The sequence below is a fragment of the Burkholderia cepacia complex sp. TUM26381 genome (genome assembly GCF_057439935.1).
This window is the reverse complement of the sequence record NZ_CM172006.1, coordinates 1,450,846-1,469,470: the sequence shown is the minus strand read 5'-3', so window position 1 is coordinate 1,469,470 and position 18,625 is coordinate 1,450,846. Positions and strand designations below refer to the sequence as shown.

At 68.8% G+C, this 18,625-nt stretch carries 17 protein-coding genes; 6 read left to right on the top strand and 11 right to left on the bottom strand.

The annotated features are described in order from the left end of the window. Nucleotides 1-77: 77 nt before the first annotated feature. Complete coding sequence (locus ACWMMN_RS06960) at nucleotides 78-968, top strand: LysR family transcriptional regulator (protein WP_174992089.1); 891 nt, start codon at nucleotides 78-80, stop codon at nucleotides 966-968. 15 nt (nucleotides 969-983) lie between these two features. Here the strand turns inward: ACWMMN_RS06960 and ACWMMN_RS06955 are convergent, their stop codons facing one another. Genes ACWMMN_RS06955 through ACWMMN_RS06940 form a run of 4 tightly spaced genes read right to left on the bottom strand, consistent with a single transcriptional unit; the run spans nucleotide 984 to nucleotide 5,940 of the window. Then, nucleotides 984-1,763, bottom strand: coding sequence for a hypothetical protein (locus ACWMMN_RS06955; RefSeq protein WP_059234905.1), 780 nt, complete (start codon nucleotides 1,761-1,763; stop codon nucleotides 984-986). A gap of 55 nt (nucleotides 1,764-1,818) precedes the next feature. Further along, nucleotides 1,819-4,386, bottom strand: a complete 2,568-nt coding sequence (locus ACWMMN_RS06950; RefSeq protein WP_486423141.1) for a TonB-dependent siderophore receptor — start codon at nucleotides 4,384-4,386, stop codon at nucleotides 1,819-1,821. A gap of 54 nt (nucleotides 4,387-4,440) precedes the next feature. Further along, complete coding sequence (locus tag ACWMMN_RS06945; RefSeq protein ID WP_486423140.1) at nucleotides 4,441-5,427, bottom strand: FecR domain-containing protein; 987 nt, start codon at nucleotides 5,425-5,427, stop codon at nucleotides 4,441-4,443. 3 nt (nucleotides 5,428-5,430) lie between these two features. Continuing rightward, complete coding sequence (locus tag ACWMMN_RS06940) at nucleotides 5,431-5,940, bottom strand: sigma-70 family RNA polymerase sigma factor (RefSeq protein WP_059234910.1); 510 nt, start codon at nucleotides 5,938-5,940, stop codon at nucleotides 5,431-5,433. A gap of 40 nt (nucleotides 5,941-5,980) precedes the next feature. Between ACWMMN_RS06940 and ACWMMN_RS06935 the strand changes: the two genes are divergently transcribed. The 3 genes from ACWMMN_RS06935 (at nucleotide 5,981) to ACWMMN_RS06925 (ending at nucleotide 9,199) form a co-directional block, all read left to right on the top strand. Continuing rightward, nucleotides 5,981-6,163: a hypothetical protein gene (locus tag ACWMMN_RS06935; protein ID WP_486423139.1), complete on the top strand. Its 183-nt coding sequence runs from the start codon at nucleotides 5,981-5,983 to the stop codon at nucleotides 6,161-6,163. A 260-nt stretch (nucleotides 6,164-6,423) separates the two neighbouring features. Next, nucleotides 6,424-7,584: a porin gene (locus ACWMMN_RS06930; RefSeq protein ID WP_059234912.1), complete on the top strand. Its 1,161-nt coding sequence runs from the start codon at nucleotides 6,424-6,426 to the stop codon at nucleotides 7,582-7,584. Between the two features lie 397 nt (nucleotides 7,585-7,981). Beyond that, entirely contained in the window at nucleotides 7,982-9,199 is a 1,218-nt protein-coding gene (locus ACWMMN_RS06925) for a transglycosylase SLT domain-containing protein (RefSeq protein WP_486423138.1), read from the top strand. A gap of 31 nt (nucleotides 9,200-9,230) precedes the next feature. Here ACWMMN_RS06925 and ACWMMN_RS06920 read toward each other — a convergent pair whose 3' ends face one another. The 3 genes from ACWMMN_RS06920 to ACWMMN_RS06910 form a co-directional block, all read right to left on the bottom strand. After that, nucleotides 9,231-9,710 (bottom strand): hypothetical protein, encoded by a 480-nt coding sequence (locus tag ACWMMN_RS06920; RefSeq protein ID WP_486423137.1) that lies wholly within the window; start codon nucleotides 9,708-9,710, stop codon nucleotides 9,231-9,233. 82 nt (nucleotides 9,711-9,792) lie between these two features. Then, the gene (locus ACWMMN_RS06915; RefSeq protein WP_059236824.1) at nucleotides 9,793-10,122 is read right to left on the bottom strand and encodes a hypothetical protein; all 330 of its coding nucleotides are present in this window, start codon (nucleotides 10,120-10,122) and stop codon (nucleotides 9,793-9,795) included. Nucleotides 10,123-10,391: 269 nt separating this feature from the next. Then, nucleotides 10,392-11,138 (bottom strand): MipA/OmpV family protein, encoded by a 747-nt coding sequence (locus tag ACWMMN_RS06910; RefSeq protein ID WP_174992113.1) that lies wholly within the window; start codon nucleotides 11,136-11,138, stop codon nucleotides 10,392-10,394. A 245-nt stretch (nucleotides 11,139-11,383) separates the two neighbouring features. On the opposite strand from ACWMMN_RS06910, the gene ACWMMN_RS06905 reads away from it, so the two are divergent. Beyond that, nucleotides 11,384-12,109 carry a response regulator gene (locus ACWMMN_RS06905; protein WP_059234919.1) on the top strand — a complete coding sequence of 242 codons (726 nt, stop codon included), beginning with the start codon at nucleotides 11,384-11,386 and terminating at the stop codon, nucleotides 12,107-12,109. After that, nucleotides 12,110-13,486 carry an ATP-binding protein gene (locus tag ACWMMN_RS06900; protein WP_059234921.1) on the top strand — a complete coding sequence of 459 codons (1,377 nt, stop codon included), beginning with the start codon at nucleotides 12,110-12,112 and terminating at the stop codon, nucleotides 13,484-13,486. It abuts the gene before it with no gap. 58 nt (nucleotides 13,487-13,544) lie between these two features. Here ACWMMN_RS06900 and ACWMMN_RS06895 read toward each other — a convergent pair whose 3' ends face one another. From ACWMMN_RS06895 to ACWMMN_RS06880, 4 genes are read right to left on the bottom strand one after another with little or no spacing between them, the layout of a single operon-like run. Continuing rightward, nucleotides 13,545-14,585 carry a FecCD family ABC transporter permease gene (locus ACWMMN_RS06895; protein ID WP_059234922.1) on the bottom strand — a complete coding sequence of 347 codons (1,041 nt, stop codon included), beginning with the start codon at nucleotides 14,583-14,585 and terminating at the stop codon, nucleotides 13,545-13,547. After that, nucleotides 14,582-15,571: an ABC transporter substrate-binding protein gene (locus ACWMMN_RS06890; protein ID WP_486423136.1), complete on the bottom strand. Its 990-nt coding sequence runs from the start codon at nucleotides 15,569-15,571 to the stop codon at nucleotides 14,582-14,584. Before ACWMMN_RS06890 ends, ACWMMN_RS06895 begins: the two co-directional genes overlap by 4 nt. Next, nucleotides 15,568-16,365 (bottom strand): ABC transporter ATP-binding protein, encoded by a 798-nt coding sequence (locus tag ACWMMN_RS06885; RefSeq protein WP_059234926.1) that lies wholly within the window; start codon nucleotides 16,363-16,365, stop codon nucleotides 15,568-15,570. Before ACWMMN_RS06885 ends, ACWMMN_RS06890 begins: the two co-directional genes overlap by 4 nt. Further along, entirely contained in the window at nucleotides 16,365-18,455 is a 2,091-nt protein-coding gene (locus ACWMMN_RS06880) for a TonB-dependent receptor (protein ID WP_256086039.1), read from the bottom strand. Before ACWMMN_RS06880 ends, ACWMMN_RS06885 begins: the two co-directional genes overlap by 1 nt. Nucleotides 18,456-18,625 lie beyond the last annotated feature (170 nt).

Below are 18,625 nucleotides of genomic sequence, written 5' to 3'. Positions count from 1 at the left end.
GACGGCACCATGGTAGACAAGGTCAAGCAAAAATTAAATCAATATATAATTTCGCGATTCACAAACGGAATTGATGAATGATCCGCGAGCTGAAAACCCTCGTCGCCGTCGCCCGGGAAGGCACGTTCGCCGCCGCCGGCAATCGTATCGGGCTCACGCAGGCGGCCGTCAGCGCGCAGATGCAACGCCTTGAGGCCGAGCTCGGCTTCGCGCTGTTCGACCGGCAAGGCCGGTCGGCGCGGCTCAACGAGATGGGTCATCACGTGCTCGACCAGGCGCAGGCGCTGATCGGCCTGTACGAGAACCTGAGCTCGACGGCGCCCGGCTCGCCCGCCGCCGTGCGCGTGACGATCGGCGCGATCGCGTCGGTGCAGAGCGCGCTGCTGCCGGCCGCGCTGGCCGATTTCCATCGCCGGCATCCCGCGTGCCGGACACGCGTGATCCCGGGGTTGTCGATCGAGCTGGTCAACCGGGTCGATGCGGGCGAGATCGACATGGCTGCGATCATCCGCCCGCCGTTTTCGCTGCAGAGCGACCTGCACTGGACGACGCTCGCGCAGGAACCGTTCCGGCTGATCGTGCCGCGCGGCGTGAAAGGCAAGGACTGGGCCGAGCTGCTCGCGAGCGAGCCGTTCGTCCGCTACGACCGCGCGTCGTTCGGCGGCCGCCAGGTCGATCGCTTTCTGCGCAAGATGCACATCGCGGTGCGCGACACCTGCGAACTCGACGAACTCGATGCGATCGTCAAGCTGGTCGAGAACGGCGTGGGTGTCGCGATCGTGCCGCAGACCGCCGTGTATCGCCGCTGGCCCGCCGGCGTCCGCGCGATCGACCTCGGGCATCACACGTTCCACCGCGACATCGGGCTCGTGCATCGCGCGCGGCGCACGATGTCGGAACCTGCGCAGCAGCTGGCGCAACTGATCGAAGACGCGTCGCGGGTCGGCGCGCCGCCGCGGCCGGCCTGACCTGCGCGTGGCGGCTCAGCGCCGCCCGGCCGCCCAGTCGAGCACCGCGTCGAACAATGCGACGCCCGCCGGCGACAGGTTCGTGAACGTGTCGTTGTCGAGGAAAAACATCACGCGCCGCGCCGGCGCGAGTGCTTCGTAGTCCATCGTCGCGCCCTTCTCGTACGCGAAGATCGCGGCCTTGTCGGGCTGCCCGTACACGGTCGCGATCGTGATCGCGCCGAGCCCCGGCTTGCCCCAGCTCATCGGCGCCTGCTTGCCGTACACGTTGATTGCGCCGGCCGGCAAGCCGGCCGCAATCGGATGCGGCGCATTGACGAGCCACAGGTAGCGCTCCTTGCCGGTTTCGCCGAAGTCGACGTCGTGCCGCTTGCCCGTCATCGCGAGATCGTCGAGCAGGTCGTTTTCCCAGGTGACGAGCGGCTTGTCGAGCGTGCGCCAGCCGGGCCGCACGTTCTTCGACGATACCGTCGACGAGATCACGATCACGTCGGCGTCGCGCGCCGCATCGGGCGTGGCCGACTCGTCGATCAGGCGCACCGCGTAGCCGCGTTCGCCGAGATGCTGGCTGATGCGTTCGTCGACCTTCAGGTTCGGGCCGCGCAACTGCACGAGCATCGCGACGCGCGTAACCGCCGGCGGCGCATCGGCGGCGCACGCGGGCGTCGCGACGCCGGCGCCGAGGCCAGCGGACAGTGCGAGCACCGAGCCCGCGATCGCGCGCAATGCGCGGCGCCGTGCGCCGTCGGCAACGGCAACGGCGCGCGCGGCGCCGGTCTTCATCTTCAGGTTCATCAGGGGGTTCTCCGACGCCGCGCGCCGGCATGGCGGCCGCGCGGCAAGTGCATGGTCAGAACTGCAGTGTGGTCAGCAGCGACACCTGTCGCGCGTCGCCGATCGCGACGAAGTAACGGTTCGCGCTCGACGGGTAGTAGGTGCGGTTGAACAGGTTCTTCACGTTGAGCTGGAACGACAGCTTCTGCTTGCCGATCCGCGTGTCGTAGGTCGCGAACGCGTCGGCGAGCACGTACGACGGCAGCGTGAAGCTGTTCGCCGAATCGCCGGGCCGTGCGCCGACATAGCGCGCGGCCGCACCGATGCGCAGGTCGTCGCCGCCGGTCACCGTGCCGAAGTCGTAGACGGCCGCGAGCGACGCGGTGTGGCGCGCGACGTTCCACAGCTGGTTGCCCGCATACAGCGGATCCTCGGTCGTTTTCGCGTCGATGTATGCATAGCTCGCGATCACGTTCACGCGTTCGCCGATCTTGCCCGACACGTCGAGCTCGACACCGCGCGAGCGCGCCTTGCCCGACGTGCGCCAGTCGGTCAGCTTCGTCGCGTCGTTGTACTGCGACACGAGCACGTTCTTCTTGTCGATGTTGAACAGCGCAAGCGTGCCGGTCATCCCGCCCGGCAGGTCGAGCTTGCCGCCCACTTCCCACGCGGTCGCTTCCTCGGGCGGCGTCGCGCCGTCGATGATGTAGCCCGTCATCGGCGCGATCGACGACGACGGCTTCAGCGACTGCGAATAGCTGCCGTACAGCGAGAACGCATCGGTCCACTTGTAGACGATGCCCGCGCGCGGCAGCCACTTCGAGCCGCTGAGGTCGGTGTTCGCCTTGAACGGCCGGCCGCGCCCCGCGACCTGGTTGTACGTGATGTAGCGGATCCCGCCCGACACGATCCACTTGTCGGTCAGGTGAACGGTGTCCTGGAAGAACGCGGACGCATCGTGCAGCGTGTCGGTCTGGTCGCTGTCGCTCGCGGACACCGTGCTCGACGGCGGCAGCAGCCCGTACACCGGATCGACATAGCTGAACGGCGTCTTCACGGCCTGACGCAGCATGTCCTTGCGATAGATGCGGCGGTATTCGGTATCGAAGCCGACCTGCACGTCGTGCCGCATCCCCGCGAGCGTCAGCTTGCCGTTCACGTAGCCGATCCCGTAGCTGTCGGTGCTGAGCGAGCCGTGCGTCGCATCGTTGCTGCGCGTCATCGTGCCCTTCACCGGATCGACGCCCGTCGTGCGCAACTGGTTCGCGTCGTAGGTTTCGCGGTTGTAGCTGTAGCCGAAGTGCGCGCTCCAGTCCGCGTTGAACTGGTGATCGACGGTCAGTTGCGCGAGATGCGATTCGCCGTCCATGTTGTTGAACGGCTCATCGATCCGCCGCCGCGCGGGAATGTCGAGCGGCGCATTGGTGCGCGGATCGAGCGCGGTGCCGCGATCGAACGGCGAATGGAACTTGCGGTACTGGTAGGACACCGCGACCTGCGTATCGCGCCCGTACCATGCGAGCGACGGCGCGACGAAGGTCTGCCGGTTCTCGCCGAAGTTGCGCCAGTACTGCTCGTTCGACTGGTCGACGATCAGCCGGTACGCGAGTCGCGAATCGCCGACCGGCCCGGTCGAATCGAACGTCACGCTGCCGCCGTTCTTGCCGTGCCCGAACGTCGACGCGCCAAGCGAAATCGCGTTGTAACGCTTGAGCTGCGGCTGCTTGGTGACGACGTTGATCATGCCGCCCGGATCCATCAGCCCGTACAGCAGCGACGTCGGCCCCTTCAGCACCTCGACGCTGTCGACCGCCGCGTTGAACGCACGGCCCTGCACGAGCGGCATGCCGTTCTGCATGATCGAGCCGTCGCGGTTGCCGCCGAAGCCGCGCTTCATGATCGTGTCCTGCGTGCCCGCGAGCGTGTTGCCCTGCGTGATGCCGCTCACGTTGCCGAGCGCGTCGTCGAGATTGCGCGGCCGCTGGTCGCGCAATACCTGCGCGGGCACGATGTTGACGGCCTGTGCGGTGTCGAGCAACGGAATCTCCGAGCGCAGCACGCCGGCTTCCTTCGGCGCGCGATAGCTTTCGGCGCGCAACGCGCTGGTGCGCACGTCGATCGCCGGCAACTCGGCGGCCGGCGCGGCGCCCGCCGCCACGGGCCGGGCCGCCGAACCGCCGGCGCGCGTCAGCGTGTAACCGCCGCCGGGCTGGCGCAGCGCGACGAGCCCCGTGCCGGCCAGCAGGCGGTCGAACGCGCCGTCGACGTCGAACCGGCCGCGCACGCCGCCGCTCGTCAGCCCGGCCGTCATCTCGGCCGGAAACGCGAGCAGGATGCCCGCCTCGCGCCCGAACCGGTTCAGCGCCGCTTCGAGTTGGCCGGCCGGAATGTCGAACGCGCGGCGTGACGCAGGCTGCGCGGCGGGCGCCGCGTCGGCGCCGGTGTCGGCCAGCGCGGGGAGCGGCAGCAGCGCCGACAGCAGGACGGCGCCGGCCAGTCGGCATGCAAGACGGCCCGGCGCGGCCGGGCGCGATGCGCGCGGCAGGTGACGGGCGGGCGCCGGACGGCGCCGATACGTGAGGCGGATGGAAACCATGATCGAAGAGTCGGTGGGCGATGGGCCAGTGCTGCTTTCAATACCCATGTCACGCGAACATCGAGAAACAGCTCAGGCCGGCGAAAGTTTTTTTCGATGAGCTCACGAACGGGCCGGCACGACGGTCGCCCAGTAACGCGTCAGGTAGGTAACGTCGATCGGCAGCGTCGCCTTCAACGTGTCGAGCACGCGTGCGGGATTGTCGAGCGGAAAGGTGCCCGACACGCGCAGGTCGGCCACGGCAGCATCGCAGCGCAGGGTGCCGCGGCGATAACGGTCGAGCTCGGCGACGAGATCGGCCAGCCGCATCCGCGACGCGACGAGCATGCCGCCCGTCCACGCGGACGCATACGGATCGAGCCGCGCCGGTGCATCGATCGCGTCGCGCGTGAACTCCGCGCCCTCTCCCGCCGCGATCACGCGCGCGCCAGCCGCACCGTCGGCCGGCTGTACGCGCACGGCGCCGGCGAATACCTCGATGCGCGTCGCATCGTCGCGCTGCCGTACCGCGAAGCGCGTGCCGAGCGGCCGCAGCTCGCCTTGCGCGGTCGCCACGACCAGCGCCCGCGCGGGCACGCGATCGTCGTGGCCGCTCGTCACCATGATCGTGCCGCGCAGCAGGCGCAGGTGGCGCGCTGCGGCGTCGAAACGCACGTCGAGCGCCGTGTCGGTATCGAGCACGACGACCGTGCGATCCGCGAGCGTCACCGTGCGCCGCTCGCCGACCGCCGTGCGCAGGTCGGCCGGCCAGATCGCCGCACGCCGCGCGGGCTCGGCCATCCACGCGGCGCCGCCCGCGAACAGCAGCACGGCCAGCGCCTTCACGGCCGCGCGGCGGCGGCTCGCACGCGGCGGCAGCAGCGCCGCGTGCGCGGCCTGCGGGTCGAGCCCGGCCGCGAGCCGGCCGAAGCAGCCCTGCATCGTTTCGATATGACGCCAGGCCGCGTCGTGCGACGGATCCTCCGCGCGCCAGCGCGCGAGCGCCGCGGCGAACGCTTCGTCCTGACGGCCGGACTGCCCGTCGACCCACCATTCGACTGCGCGACGCGCGACGTGCGGCGGGACCGCCGGCGCTCCCGGGGCGGCCATCGGTCAGGCCGCCATCGCGAAGAAACACTGCGTGCCGGCCTTCACGAGATAGCGCTTCACCGTCGCGAGCGACACGCCGAGTTCGCGCGCGATCTCGGCCTGCGTGAGCCCGTCGAGCTGCGCGAGCAGGAACGCGCGCTTCGCCGCGAGCGGCAGGCCGTCGAGCAGCTGGTCGATCTCGAGCAGCGTCTCGAGCACGACAGCCCGCTCTTCCGGCGACGGCGCATACGTCTGCGGGCGCTGCGCGAGCACGTCGAGATACGCACGCTCGATCTGCTCGCGCCGCCAGTGATTGCTCAACACGCGCTGCGCGACCGTCGTCAGGAACGCGCGCGGCTCGTCGGCGCCGATCGGCTCGTCGCGTGCAAGCAGGCGCATGAAGGTGTCGTGCGCCAGATCGGCCGCGCGGTGCGCGCAACCGAGCTTCCGGCTCAGCCAGCCGCGCAGCCACGCGTGATGGCCGGCATAGAGGGCGTCGATTTCTCGATGGAGAGACAGCTTGTCAGCGGACATGGCCGGGTTCCGGGGTGCGCAGGCGTCAACGATTCTGTAAATGAGAATGATTATTATATACAAAAGTAAGCTTGCAGCCCGGGTTTCGGTGCGCGACGACCACGAGGCGGCGACCGATCACGACGACGCGATGCCGCCGGCGGTCGCGCGCGGCGCGCGTTTATCACATTCGTTACAGCCTGGCCAATTCAATTCATTAAATAATGATTTGACGGATCAATAACAATATTCCGCCGACGGCAATTCCCCCGAAAATCACCCGGAATTATCACGCGCGACGCAAAATGCCCTGAGAAAATCGCGAAATGAAAACCAATTGATACGCGATCGTCAATAATTCAAATCCCTCAATGGTGAATTTCGAAGAACGTCTCCGTCTGCATCAGACCACACCGGAGAATTTCATTTTTGCCGTTTTATTCCGGCTCTGTAGTCTCCTGCCATTCCGGATCACGAACACAAGCCAATGCGCAAGGAGATGAAATGAAACGCACGACCCTCTCGCTGATTTCCGTCGCGTCGTTCGCGGCGATACCCGTCGCGCATGCGCAGTCGAGCGTCACGCTGTATGGCGTGATCGACACGTCGATCACCTATGTGAACCACGCGCAGGGCAAGGACAACGCGTGGATGCTCGGCAACAGCAGCGCAGGCAACCTGGCCGGCAGCCGCTGGGGCGTGAAAGGCACCGAGGATCTCGGCGGCGGGCTGAAGGCGCTGTTCCAGCTCGAGAACGGCTTCGACCCGAGCAACGGCCGGCAAGGCCAGGGCGGCCGCATGTTCGGCCGGCAGGCGTTCGTCGGGCTGACGAGCGACCGCTACGGCACGCTCACGTTCGGCCGCCAGTACGATCCGCTCGTCGATCTCGTGCAGGGCATCACCGCCGACAACTATCTGGGCAGCGTATTCGCGACGCCGGGCGACGTCGACAACTACGACAACAGCTTCCGCGTCGACAACGCGGTGAAGTACACGTCGGCCGTCTATTCGGGCCTGCAGTTCTCGGCGATGTATTCGTTCGGCGGCATTGCCGGCAGCACCGGCGCCGCGCAGTCGTACTCGGCTGCCGTGTCGTACAACAACGGGCCGTTCAGCGTCGCGGGCGGCTACTTCCATGCGACCAACAGCCCCGCGTCGAGCGGCCTGCGCAACGGCTGGACCAGCTCGTCGGACGGCACCTTCGACGGCCCGATCAACAACGGCTATGCGAGCGCCCACTCGATCGGCATCGCGCGCATCGCGGGCCAGTACGTCGCCGGCCCGTTCACGTTCGGCCTCGGCTACAGCAACGCGCAGTACCGCCGCGACGCCAGCTCGGTGTTCGGCTCGAACGAGCACTACAACACGGGGCAAGGCTTCGTGAACTACCAGGCGACGAATGCGCTGCTCGTCGGCGTTGGCTACAGCTACACGCGCTCGGGCGGCGACACGTCGGCGACCTATCACCAGGTATCGGCCGGCGCCGACTACAACCTGTCGAAGCGCACCGACGTCTACCTGACCGCGGCCTATCAGCACGCGAGCGGCCAGACCGGCGACGGCAAGGGCGGCTCGATGGCCGCGCAGGCATCGATCGGCTCGTACGGTTACGCGGGCACGAGTTCGCAGACGATGGTCAACCTCGGCCTGCGTCACCGCTTCTGATGTCGAACGGCCGGCTGCGCGGCGCGCGGCCGGTCGAATCCGCATTGCGCACACGGCGGCTTCGGCCGCCGTTTTTTTATATCGCGTGCGTTCACCGCGCCAATCGCCGCCGGGCGATTTCCCTTTCGCGCGATTCGTCGCCGGCTTCACCCCACGACTGACGTAACGCGTCAGGTTTCGGTCGCCGCCATCGTATTGGCGCTCGCGCCAAATACCGGCCATTTTTACCGGCCGGAGATCGTCGCACCGCATGATCCGGCGCGATAAAAAGGCGCGACGAACGCCCGGGCAAATGCAAAGGAAAGTTTGACGCGAGCCATTTGTCTGCTCGCTATGGCACACTTCGCGTCTGCGTAATTTCCTTGCACCGGGCGGCCGGATTCCGCCCCATCCTGCCATGCCGCGTCATACCACCTGTTCGATCAGCCGCGAAACACTGAAAATCGCCTCGACGATTGCGATGTCGTGCGCGCTGCACGGTGTCGCGCGGGCCGATTGCCTCGACGACGCGGCCACGTTCCAGCACGTGAGCGTCAGCCTGATGCGCGGCATCGCGCAGGTCGAATCGGGGATGAATCCGAAAGCGGTCAACACGAATACCAACGGCACGGTCGACATCGGGCTGATGCAGATCAACAGCACGTGGCTGCCGACGCTCGCGCGCGAGGGCATCACGCGGGAAAGCCTGTTCGATGCGTGCACGAACGCGTATGTCGGCGCGTGGATCCTGTCGCAGAACATCCGCCAGCTCGGCCCCAACTGGAACGCGATCGGCGCGTACAACTCCGCGTCGCCCGACAAGCGCCTCGCGTATGCGCGCAAGGTCTATGATGCAATCCGGACCATGCCGGATTCGCCGGATACCCCCATGCCTATCCTGCCCCCTTCCTTTACGCCGCCGCAACAGGCACAGGCGTACAACCCGTTCGCGAGCCTGAGCGTGCCGGCGTCGACGGTCACGCGCCCGCGCACGGTGTCTCCGGCCCCGCCGCCTCCGCCGCCGCAGGGCGGCCCCGCCGGTCCGGCCGGCACGTACAACTTCGGCTGGTCGGTCACGGGCGCCGACCAGGCCAAGCCGACCCAGGTGTTCGACGACGGTGCGCGGATCTACGTGCAGTTCAGCGACATGAAGCACGTGCCGGCGATCTTCACCGAGACGTCGGCCGGGCGCGTGCTGATGTCATGGGAGCTGCAGTTTCCGTATGCCGTCCTGACGCGTCCCGCGCAAACGTTAATCTTCCAGCTCGGCGCGTTCGAAGCGCGCGCGCAGCGCAGTGCAGCGGCCGCGGGCATGACCGCGCAGGCCGGTACGGCAGGTGCGACCCCGGCCGCGGCATCGAAGAAGCCGGCCGCCGGTACGGCGACGAATGCGGCCACGAACACGGCAACCGGTACGCCGGCGAAACGCACGGCGTCGGCCGACGCGCTGTGGTATCTGAATACGCCGTCGACGTCGGGCACGACGGCGGCCTCGCCATCGACGGCGAACCTTCCCGCCACGCTGCCGACGGCGATCACGTCGAACACGCCGCCGCCCGCACCGGTCCAGGCGCCGGCTGCGGCCGCTCAGCCCGCACGCGTCAGCACGGACGCACTGTGGTACATCTCGAAGTGACGCGCCGTCGATCGCGCGCGTCGCGCGGCGATCATTGCTGCGCAGTCGGCGGCAGCTCGGGCGCGTTCATGTCGTCCACCCACTGCAGTTCGGCCGTGCCGTTGTTCCTGAAATACACGCGCAGGTAACGCGACGTCGCCGATTCCGGCTGTGGAATCGTCACGTCGATCGTCTTGTGCTCGGCCGGGATACCGCGCTGAATGTCGTCGAGCGGCTGCGCGAATAGCCAGGACAGCTTCACCTGCTGCCCCGGCGTGACCTTGCAGCCGCAGGCGAACCCGCCACCGCCGCCGAAGGCCTCGCCCGCATCCCGCGCCGACGGATTGCCGAAGCATCCCGACCGGTGCTCGTTGTCGAGCCAGAATTCGTGAAGCTTGCGGTCGTACTCGTTGTATCCGGTGATGCATACGGTGCGCCGCGTCGCCGCCGTTTCGCCATCATGCGGACCGCACGCGGCGAGCACGCCCGGCATCGTCAGCGCCAAAGCGAGCGCCCCTGCCCTGACACTCATCGACGGCCCCGCACGACCCGCGGGGCCGGGCGGCACGTGCCCGGCGACGATACGCACAGGCGCGTCACGCCGGCAGCCGCCGTCACCCGCGCCGCACCCAGATCACCTTCCCGCCGCGAATGCCGAGATTGCGGCGCTCCGGCCGGTAATCCATCGTGCCCGGCAGCGACTGGCCATCGCGCTCGAGCACACGCCACAGGCAGCCGTCCAGTTGCGCCTTCGCATCGGCCTCGGTCCTGCCGACCAGCGCATCGTCCGGCCCGGCGTCCGCCTTGCAGGCTTGCGCCGCGCCCGCCGGCCCGCCATTCGCCGGCGTGCCGCCCGCGCTCGAGATTTTCGTGTTCATGTCCGCACATCCCGCAAACGTTGCGCTCGCAACCAGCGCCGTCATCATCGCGATCGTCTTCTTCATCGGTTTCTCCCTTTCGCGCCCGGCGACACTGGTGCGGCGTTCCTCGCCGAGCGGGCGTTGCATGCATGATCGGTTCCGCGCCGCCGGCCGTTTCCGGAAGATGCCGGCCGGCCAACCGCAGCCTCGCGCGCGCCGGCCGCGCCGATTCGGCGCACCGCAGCCGCGGGTTCGGCCTGCTGCCGAAGCCGCCTGCATGTTACCGCACGCCATGCAGCGCGACCGCGCATGCACGGCGATTGCGCCGGGTCACGCCTGCCGCGGCAGCACGCTCAGAACGTGTAGGTCACGCCTGCAATGCCGTAGTAGTTGCTGCGGGACTGGACGATCGGGCTGTCGCCGGCACGGCCGAGCAGCCGCGTCACACCGCCGGTCGCGAGCACCGACCAGTGCTGCGACAGCGTCCAGTTCCACGCGACCGCCATCGACGCGCTGTCGATTCCGCCGCTCGCCGAATACGGCCGGAACCGGCTCGTCATCGACTGTGCGTCGGTCACGCCGTAGAACGTCTGCATGTAGCGTCCCGAGCCCGCATGCACGGTCCCCGTCACGACGATCTCGTGCTGCGACGTCTTGAACACCGGCACCGCGAGATCCATGTGCCCCGACACGCCGCGCGACGTGTGCGTCACCGGGGAATCGATCGTGACGCTCAGCTCGGCTGCATTGAAAAGCGTCACGCCTGCACGCACGCCGACGAGCACCGAGCCCGGAATCCGGCCCATGCCCTTCAGGTAGTCGGAGCCCGGCAGGTCGAAGCGGTTCTCGTCCGCGCGGCCCGCGTCGTAGCTGACGGCCGCCGACACGAACACCCCATGCGGCAGGTCCAGCCGATAGCCGGCGCCCTGCGTGCCGTCGATGAAGAAGCCGTTGCCGAACTTCGCGGAGAACGACGGCGCAACGACGCCGCGATACTGGTTGCTGCCCTGGTAGCGCGGTGCGAAACCGCCGCCGAGCGACAGCGAATACTGGTTTTCCGCGTGGGCGGCGGCGGCGAGGGTCAGGCCGGCGAGCGGCACGCAATAGCGGTAGCGGCGAAGTAATGGGCGCACAATATTGAGATAAGAGTGACGGAGCCCGCAGTCTAGGTGCCGCCCTGCCCCAAGACTGTCCAGAATCTGCGGAGAATCTGTGCTCAATTGTGTTCGATTGTTCGAGATTGTCGTGCCGCTGTCCCCGCCTCCGGAACGCCGGATAGAATTCGCGTGCCACGCCGCGCAACAGCCTGCCGGGTGTGAAATGGCGCGTGCATCCTGAGGAGACCATGAACGACAATCCGCTCAAATACCGTGTGCTGCTGATCGAGGACGACGACCGCCTCGCGCAGCTCGTCCGCGAATACCTCGACGGCTACGAATTCGCGGTGACGGTCGTACGGCGCGGCGACCTCGCCGTCGCGGCGGTGCGCGAGCACCAGCCGGCCCTCGTGATACTCGACCTGATGCTGCCGAATCTCGACGGCATGGAAGTCTGCCGGCGCATTCGCGCGTTCACGAATATCCCCGTGCTGATCCTGACCGCACGCGCGGACGTGTACGACCAGGTTGCGGGCCTCGAGACGGGTGCCGACGACTACGTGACGAAGCCGCTCGAACCGCGCGTGCTCGTCGCGCGCGCCCGTGCGCTGTTGCGCCGCGCGCAGCCGGCCGCGATCGAAACACCCGTTGCCGCGCCCGACGCGCTCGTGTTCGGCGAACTGACGATCTCGCCGCCGAACCGCACCGTCACGTGGCGCGGCGAGCCGGTCGACCTGAAGACGGCCGAATTCAACCTGCTGCTGATCCTCGCGCGCGCAGCCGGCACCGTGCTGAGCCGCGACGACATCCTGAAGCAGTTGCGCGGGATCGAATTCGACGGGCTCGACCGCTCGGTCGATTCCGGCATCTCGAAGCTGCGCCGCCGCTTCGAGGACGCGTCGTCGGAGCCGCACAAGATCAAGACGATCTGGGGTCGCGGCTACCTGTTCAGCCCTTCCGCGTGGGACGAATAAATGCTGCGCCCGTTGATCAGGCTGTACCTCATCGTGATCGTGTGCGTCGCCGCATCGATCGTCTTCATCCAGCTGGCGTTCGACCGGATCTTCTACGAGCGGGTCGCGCAGGCGCAGCGCGACTCGCTGACGACCTATTCGTTCGTGCTGAACGACTACCTCGAGCGCCATCCGGGCGCGCAGCGCGCGCTCGCGCTGCGCGAACTCGCGCTGCACGGCAACGAAGGGTTCGGCTTCATGTCGATGGCCGACGCGCGCGCGCAACTGAACGGCGCGCCGCTGCGCGATCTCGATGCCGGCAGGATCGCGATCAGCTACAACGGCAAGGATTACTACATGCCGCTCGCGGACGGCTCGGTGCTGCATGCGCGCCCGATCGAGCCGCCGGACCTCGACATCCGGATCTATGCGTACATGCTGCTCGCGCTCGCGACGTTGTTCGCGGTGGTGCTGTGGATTCACTATCACTGGCGCGACATTCGCAGGCTGCAGGAAGCGGCCCGCACGTTCGGCGCCGGCACGCTGTCGACGCGCGTGAAGCTGTCGGGCAAGTCGAACATCTACGACCTGTCGCAGCAGTTCAACGACATGGCCGCGCGCATCGAGGCGTCGATCAAGCAGCAGCGCGAAATGATGCACGGTATCTCGCATGAGCTGAAGACGCCGCTCGCACGGCTCGAATTCGGGCTTGCGCTGCTTGCCGAGCCCGACGAAACGGGACGGATGCGCGAGCGCCGCGATGCACTGCGGCGCGACGTGCGCGAACTCGACGAACTCGTCACCGAACTGCTGACGATCGGCCGGCTCGAACAGGGTGCGAGCGAGCTCGCGCCGATGGAAATCGTCGTCGATGCGCTGATCGACAGCGTCGCCGGCAACGTCGCGAACGACGTCGCCGATCGCGGGATCACGCTCGACGTCTCGGCGCTCGGCGCGCCCGCGACCCACGTGTGCGACCCGAAGCTCGTCGCCCGCGCGCTGCTGAACCTGATCCGCAACGGCGCACGCTACGCATCGCACAAGGTCGTGCTGGCCGCTGCCAGCGACGCGACCGGCGCGCTCGTGCTCAGTGTCGACGACGACGGCCCCGGCATTCCAGCCGCCGAACGCGCGCGCGTGTTCGAGCCGTTCCAGCGGCTCGACTCCAGCCGCGACCGGCAGACCGGCGGTTTCGGGCTCGGGCTCGCGATCGTGCGGCGCGTCGCGCAGGTGCACGGCGGCGACGTGCGGCTCGAGGATTCGCCGCTCGGCGGCGCACGCTTCGTCATCACGCTGCCCCCGCTGACACTGCCGGACAGCCTCTTCGACGTGGCGAGCATCGATTCACGTGCCGGCACGCCCGGCGACGGCAAGCGCACGGCCACGCCGTCGCGATGAGTTGCACGGCGGGCGGCCGCCCCGCCGTCGCCCACCGGATCTGACGGGATTGCGCCGCTCAGCGGCGGCGCAGCAACGCGACGAAGAACAGGCTGCCGAACATCGCGGTCACGATGCCGATCGGCAAATCCTCCGGCGCCGCAAGCGTGCGGGCCGCGACATCGGCCCACACGAGCAGGATCGCGCCCGTCAGCGCGGCGACCGGCAGCAGCCGGCCGTGCTCGGCGCCGACGACGCGACGGCACAGATGCGGCGTCACGAGCCCGACGAAGCCGATCGCGCCACTCACCGCGACCATCGCGCCCGTCGCGAACGATGCGACGACGAACACCTCGCGCCGCATCCGCGCGCTCGGCACGCCGAGCGACGCCGCGGCGACATCGCCCGACATCAGCGCATTCAGTTCCCGCCGGCGTGCGTACAGCGCGCCGCCGGCGAGCGCCGCGCATACGGCCGGCACCGGCAGCAGATCCCAGCGCGCGAGCCCGACGCCGCCGAGCATCCAGAACAGCACCGACGACGCGGCGCGCTGGTCGCCGAGATACAGCAACAGGTTGCCGAACGCGGCCATCATGAACGACACCGACACGCCCGCGAGCAGCAGCCGGTCCGATTCGAGCCGGCCGCCCCGATGCGCGAGCGCGACGACGCATGCGGTTGCCGCGAGCGCGCCGGCGAACGCGGCGGCCGACAACGTGAACGGGCCGAATGCCGCGCCCACCACCACCGTGACCGTGACGGCGCCGAGCATCGCGCCTGCGCTCACGCCGAGCAGGTGCGGATCGGCCAGCCGGTTCGCGGTCGCCGCCTGCAACGCGACGCCGACCGCCGCCAGCGTCGCGCCGACGATCGCGGCCAGCAGTGCGCGCGGCATCCGGATCAGCCACACGATGCTGTCGTCTCCCGCTCCCGGCGCAAATGCACCGGCCTCGCCGAATGCCGACGCGACGTGCATGGCGACGATCCGCACCGCATCCGGCATCGCGACCGGCGCCGGACCGAACGCGGCCGACACGACGATCGACACGCTCAGCAGCACGGCCAGCACCGGCAGCGCCACGCGCATGCCGGGCCGCGCCACCCGCCCGCCCACGCTCATCGCGCCGGCCCGGCGAATGCGGCCGGATACAGTGCGCGCGCGAGCGTCTCGACCGCCGCGACGTTCTCGGGGCCCGGCGTCGCCGCATCGTACGGAATCGCGACGAAGCGCCGGTCGCGAATGGCGGCCACGCGCGCAAGCGCCGGCTGACTCAGCAGGAACTGCTGCTTCTGCGCGGCCGTCACGGCCGAATAGTCGACGATCACGATCACCTGCGGATCGCGCGCGACCACGCTCTCCCAACTCACCTGCGTCCAGCTGCGCGGCAGGTCGTCCATCACGTTGCGCGCGCCGGCCGCCGCCAGCAACGCGGTCGGCATCGCGAGCCCGCCTGCCGTCATCGGCTTGTCGGTGCCGCTGTCGTAGACGAACACGCGCAGCGGCGCAGGCTGCCCGATCGCGCGCGACACCGCCGCGAGACGCGTCCGCATCGCGGCGACCACCTGCGCGGCACGCGCATCGACACCGAAGATCCGGCCGAGCGTGTTCAGGTCGCGAAACACGTCGTCGAACGACGCGGCCGATTGCTTCATCACGTGCGAACACGACTCGGTCAGCTCGTACGTGCGGATGCCGAACGGCGCGAGCGTCGCGGGCGTCACCGGGCCGCCGACATGCATCCCGTAGTTCCAGCCCGCGAGATAGAAGTCGGCGCGTGCGGCGACCAGCACCTCGAGCGACGGATACTGGCTCGCCAGCTCGGGCACCCCGCGCAATGCGTCGCGCACGCGTGCGGTGCCCGTCTTCCAGCCGCCGATGCCCGTATAGCCGACGAGCCGGTCCTTCAGGCCGAGCACGAGCATCATCTCGGTCAGGTTCACGTCGTTGCTCACCGCGCGCGTCGGCGCGCGATCGAACGTCACGTCGCGGTCGCAACTGCGCACCGTGACGGGATAGGCGCCCGCGCGAGCGGCGGCACAGCCGAGCACGGCGGCGGCAACCAGCCGGCGTGCAACAGAGGACAAAGGAAACGGCATGGCGGTCATTCCGGATGAAGCGGCGTGATGCGCGGCCGGCCCGTGACGGGATGGCGATCGACGAGCGCGGCGACGCCGAACACGTCGCGCAGCAGCGCTTCGGTCAGCACGTCGTCCGGCACGCCGGACGCGACGACCCGGCCGTGCGCGAGCACGTGGAGCCGGTCGCAATACGCAGCCGCGAGATTGAGGTCGTGAATCGTCGCAAGCGTCGCGATGCCGAGGCGGCGCACGCGTGCGAGCAGTTCGAGCTGGTGACGCAGGTCGAGATGGTTGGTCGGTTCGTCGAGCAGCAGCAGTTCGGGCTGCTGCGCGAGCGCACGGGCCAGCAGCGCGCGCTGCTTCTCGCCGCCCGACAGCGACGCGAAGCGTTGCGCGCGGCGCTCGACGAGGCCGACGTCGTGCAGCGCGGACTCGACGATCCGGCGATCGTCGGCGGATTCCGCGTCGAACGGCCGCTTGTGCGGCGTGCGGCCCATGCCGACCAGTTCGTCCACCGTCAGCCCGAAATCGTCCGGCGCCTCCTGCTGCAGCACCGCGATGCGCTGTGCGACCGCGCGCGGTCGCATGCGCCACACGTCCTGCGCATCGAGCGCGACACGGCCCGCGTCGGGCCGGGCGTAGCGGAACACGCAGCGCAGCAGGCTCGTCTTGCCGCTGCCGTTCGGACCGACCAGCCCGACGAACTCGCCGGCGGCAACGGTCAGCGCCACCGAATCGAGCACCGTGACCGCACCGCCGGGCGACCAGCTCACGCGCTCGATGTCGAGCATGCGGGTAACGGGATGCACGTCGCGCCGCATCAGAAGCGCATCGTCGCGACGAGCTCCGCCGAACGCGACGGACCGAGCAGCCATTGCTCGCCGCCGTTCGACGTCGTCACCGCATACGTGCGGTTCGCGAGATTGCGCAGGTAGAGCGCGAGCTCGGTGCGCGACGTCGGCTGCCAGCGCAGCGATGCATCGAACACCGTATACGACGGCACCTGCACGCGGTTCGCATCGTCGCCGTAGGTCGCGCCGACGTAGCGCACGCCCGCATTCGCCTGCCAGCGCTCGGCGAATGCCCAGCCGAGCCACAGGTTCGCCGTCTGCTGCGGCACGTTGGACGGCACGTTGCCGGCACGCGACACCGTCGCGCCGCCGGCCGTCTGGTTGAACGCGTCGTAGCGCGCACGCAGCAGCGCGACGTTCGCATCGATCGTCCAGCCGTGCGGCAGCCGCGCGCCGCCCGTCAGCTCGACGCCGCGCGACGATTGCCGGCCGACCTGCTGGCGCAGCGCGGGATTGAACGGATCGGTGCTGAGCAGGTTGCGCTTCGTGATGTCGTACACGGCGAACGTCCAGTACGCGCGAGCGTCGAGCAGCGTCTGCTTGAGCCCGGCTTCCCACTGTTCGCCGGTCGCGAGCCGGGTGTTCGCCTGCGATGCCGACAGCGTCACGAGCGAGCCGAGCCCCTCCGCGCCCGTCGTGTACTGCGCGTATGCGCTGAGCGTCGGCGCAACCTCGAACACGAAACCGGTGCGCCAGCCGACGTTCGCGAATCGCTTGTCGAAGCCCGCCCCGGTCGCCGCCTGCTCGCGGCTGAACGCGATGTGGTCGTAGCGCAGGCCGCTCACCCACGCGAGCCGCGGCAGCACTTCGAGCCGGTTCTCCGCGAACACCGCGGCCTGTCGCGCCCGCGTGCTGAATTGCGGCACGGTCGGATCGGGGCTCGTGAACACGCCAGGATCGAAGCCGTGCGCGGCCACCGTCGATGCGCCGCCGTACGGCGAGTTGTTGGTCCCGCTGAACGTGATCTGGCTGAACTCCGTGCCGATGACGAAGCGGTTCGCGCGGCCGAACAGCATGCCGTCGAAGCGCGCGCTCAGCCGGTCGCCGATCTGCCGCTGGTGGTGGCCGATGTCGAGATAGTCGCTGCGCGTGACACGTCCCGTCGCCGGATCGAGCGCATACGATTCGGCATTGCGCCAGTGGCGGTTCGACGTCAGGTAGTAGAGCTGGTTGTCGATCGTCACGCCGGCCGTGGGCCGGTAGCTGGCCGACAGGCGCGTCCACTGGTCATAGTACGAAATCGTCGCATCGCCGACGGTGTAGTTGAGCTTGCGCAGCGACGGATCGAGCACGCCGTTCGGCGCCGGTACGCCATAGTACGTCGCCGGCATCTGGCGGCCGTAGTCGTAGTCGAGCGTCAGCGTGAGCTGCGGGCTCACGTCGAATTTCAGCGCGCCGCCGATTGCCGTCGTATGCGTATCGGCCCGTTCGGCCAGCCCGTTCGCGCGCGCATCGCTCGCATAAAAGCGGTACGACAGCCGCGGGCCGAGCGCGCCCGTCGTATCGAACCCGAAGCGCTTCGCGCCGTCGGGGCCGACGCCGGCCTGCAGCGTCGTCTCCCTCTCGCGCTGCGGCCGCTTCGGCACGACGTTCACGACGCCGCCGATCGCCCCTTCGCCGTACAGCACCGACGCCGGGCCGCGCAGCACCTCGATGCGCTCGACCGACCACGTATCGAACGGAAACGTGATCGTGCCGGCCGCCGGCATCAGCCGCACGCCGTCGAGCAGCGTCATCACCGATTCCTGCCCGCTGAAGCCGCGCACGCTCAATGCGGTGCCGCCGGTGCCGGGCGCCATCGCGCTCGAAAAGCCGGCCGTGCGCGTGACCGCATCGAGCACCGTGCGATCGCCGCGTGCTTCGATCGTGTCGGCCGTGACGGTTTCGACGCTCGCGGGTGTATCGAGGCTTGCCAGCCCGAGCCGCGAGCCCGTTTCGAGCGGCTGCGTCAGCGGATCGGCCGGTGCGGATGAAGCCGTGACGTTGATGGCCGGCAGCGCGCGCCGGTCGTCCGGCGCGGGGGCCGCGGCTTCGGCGGCCAGCACGCCGGACGTGGCCATTGCACAGCCCAGCAGCGTCGTGCAGCTGCGCGCCGCGCATGCACGCCAGGCGCCCGTGTTCCGGCGCGGCGCGGCATGGTGCCGCTCCCCGCGCGCCGGGTGGTTTCCGGATTTCGTCACGTCGTATCGATCTTCGTTGGATGTCGTCGCCAGCCGCCGGCGACGAAAAC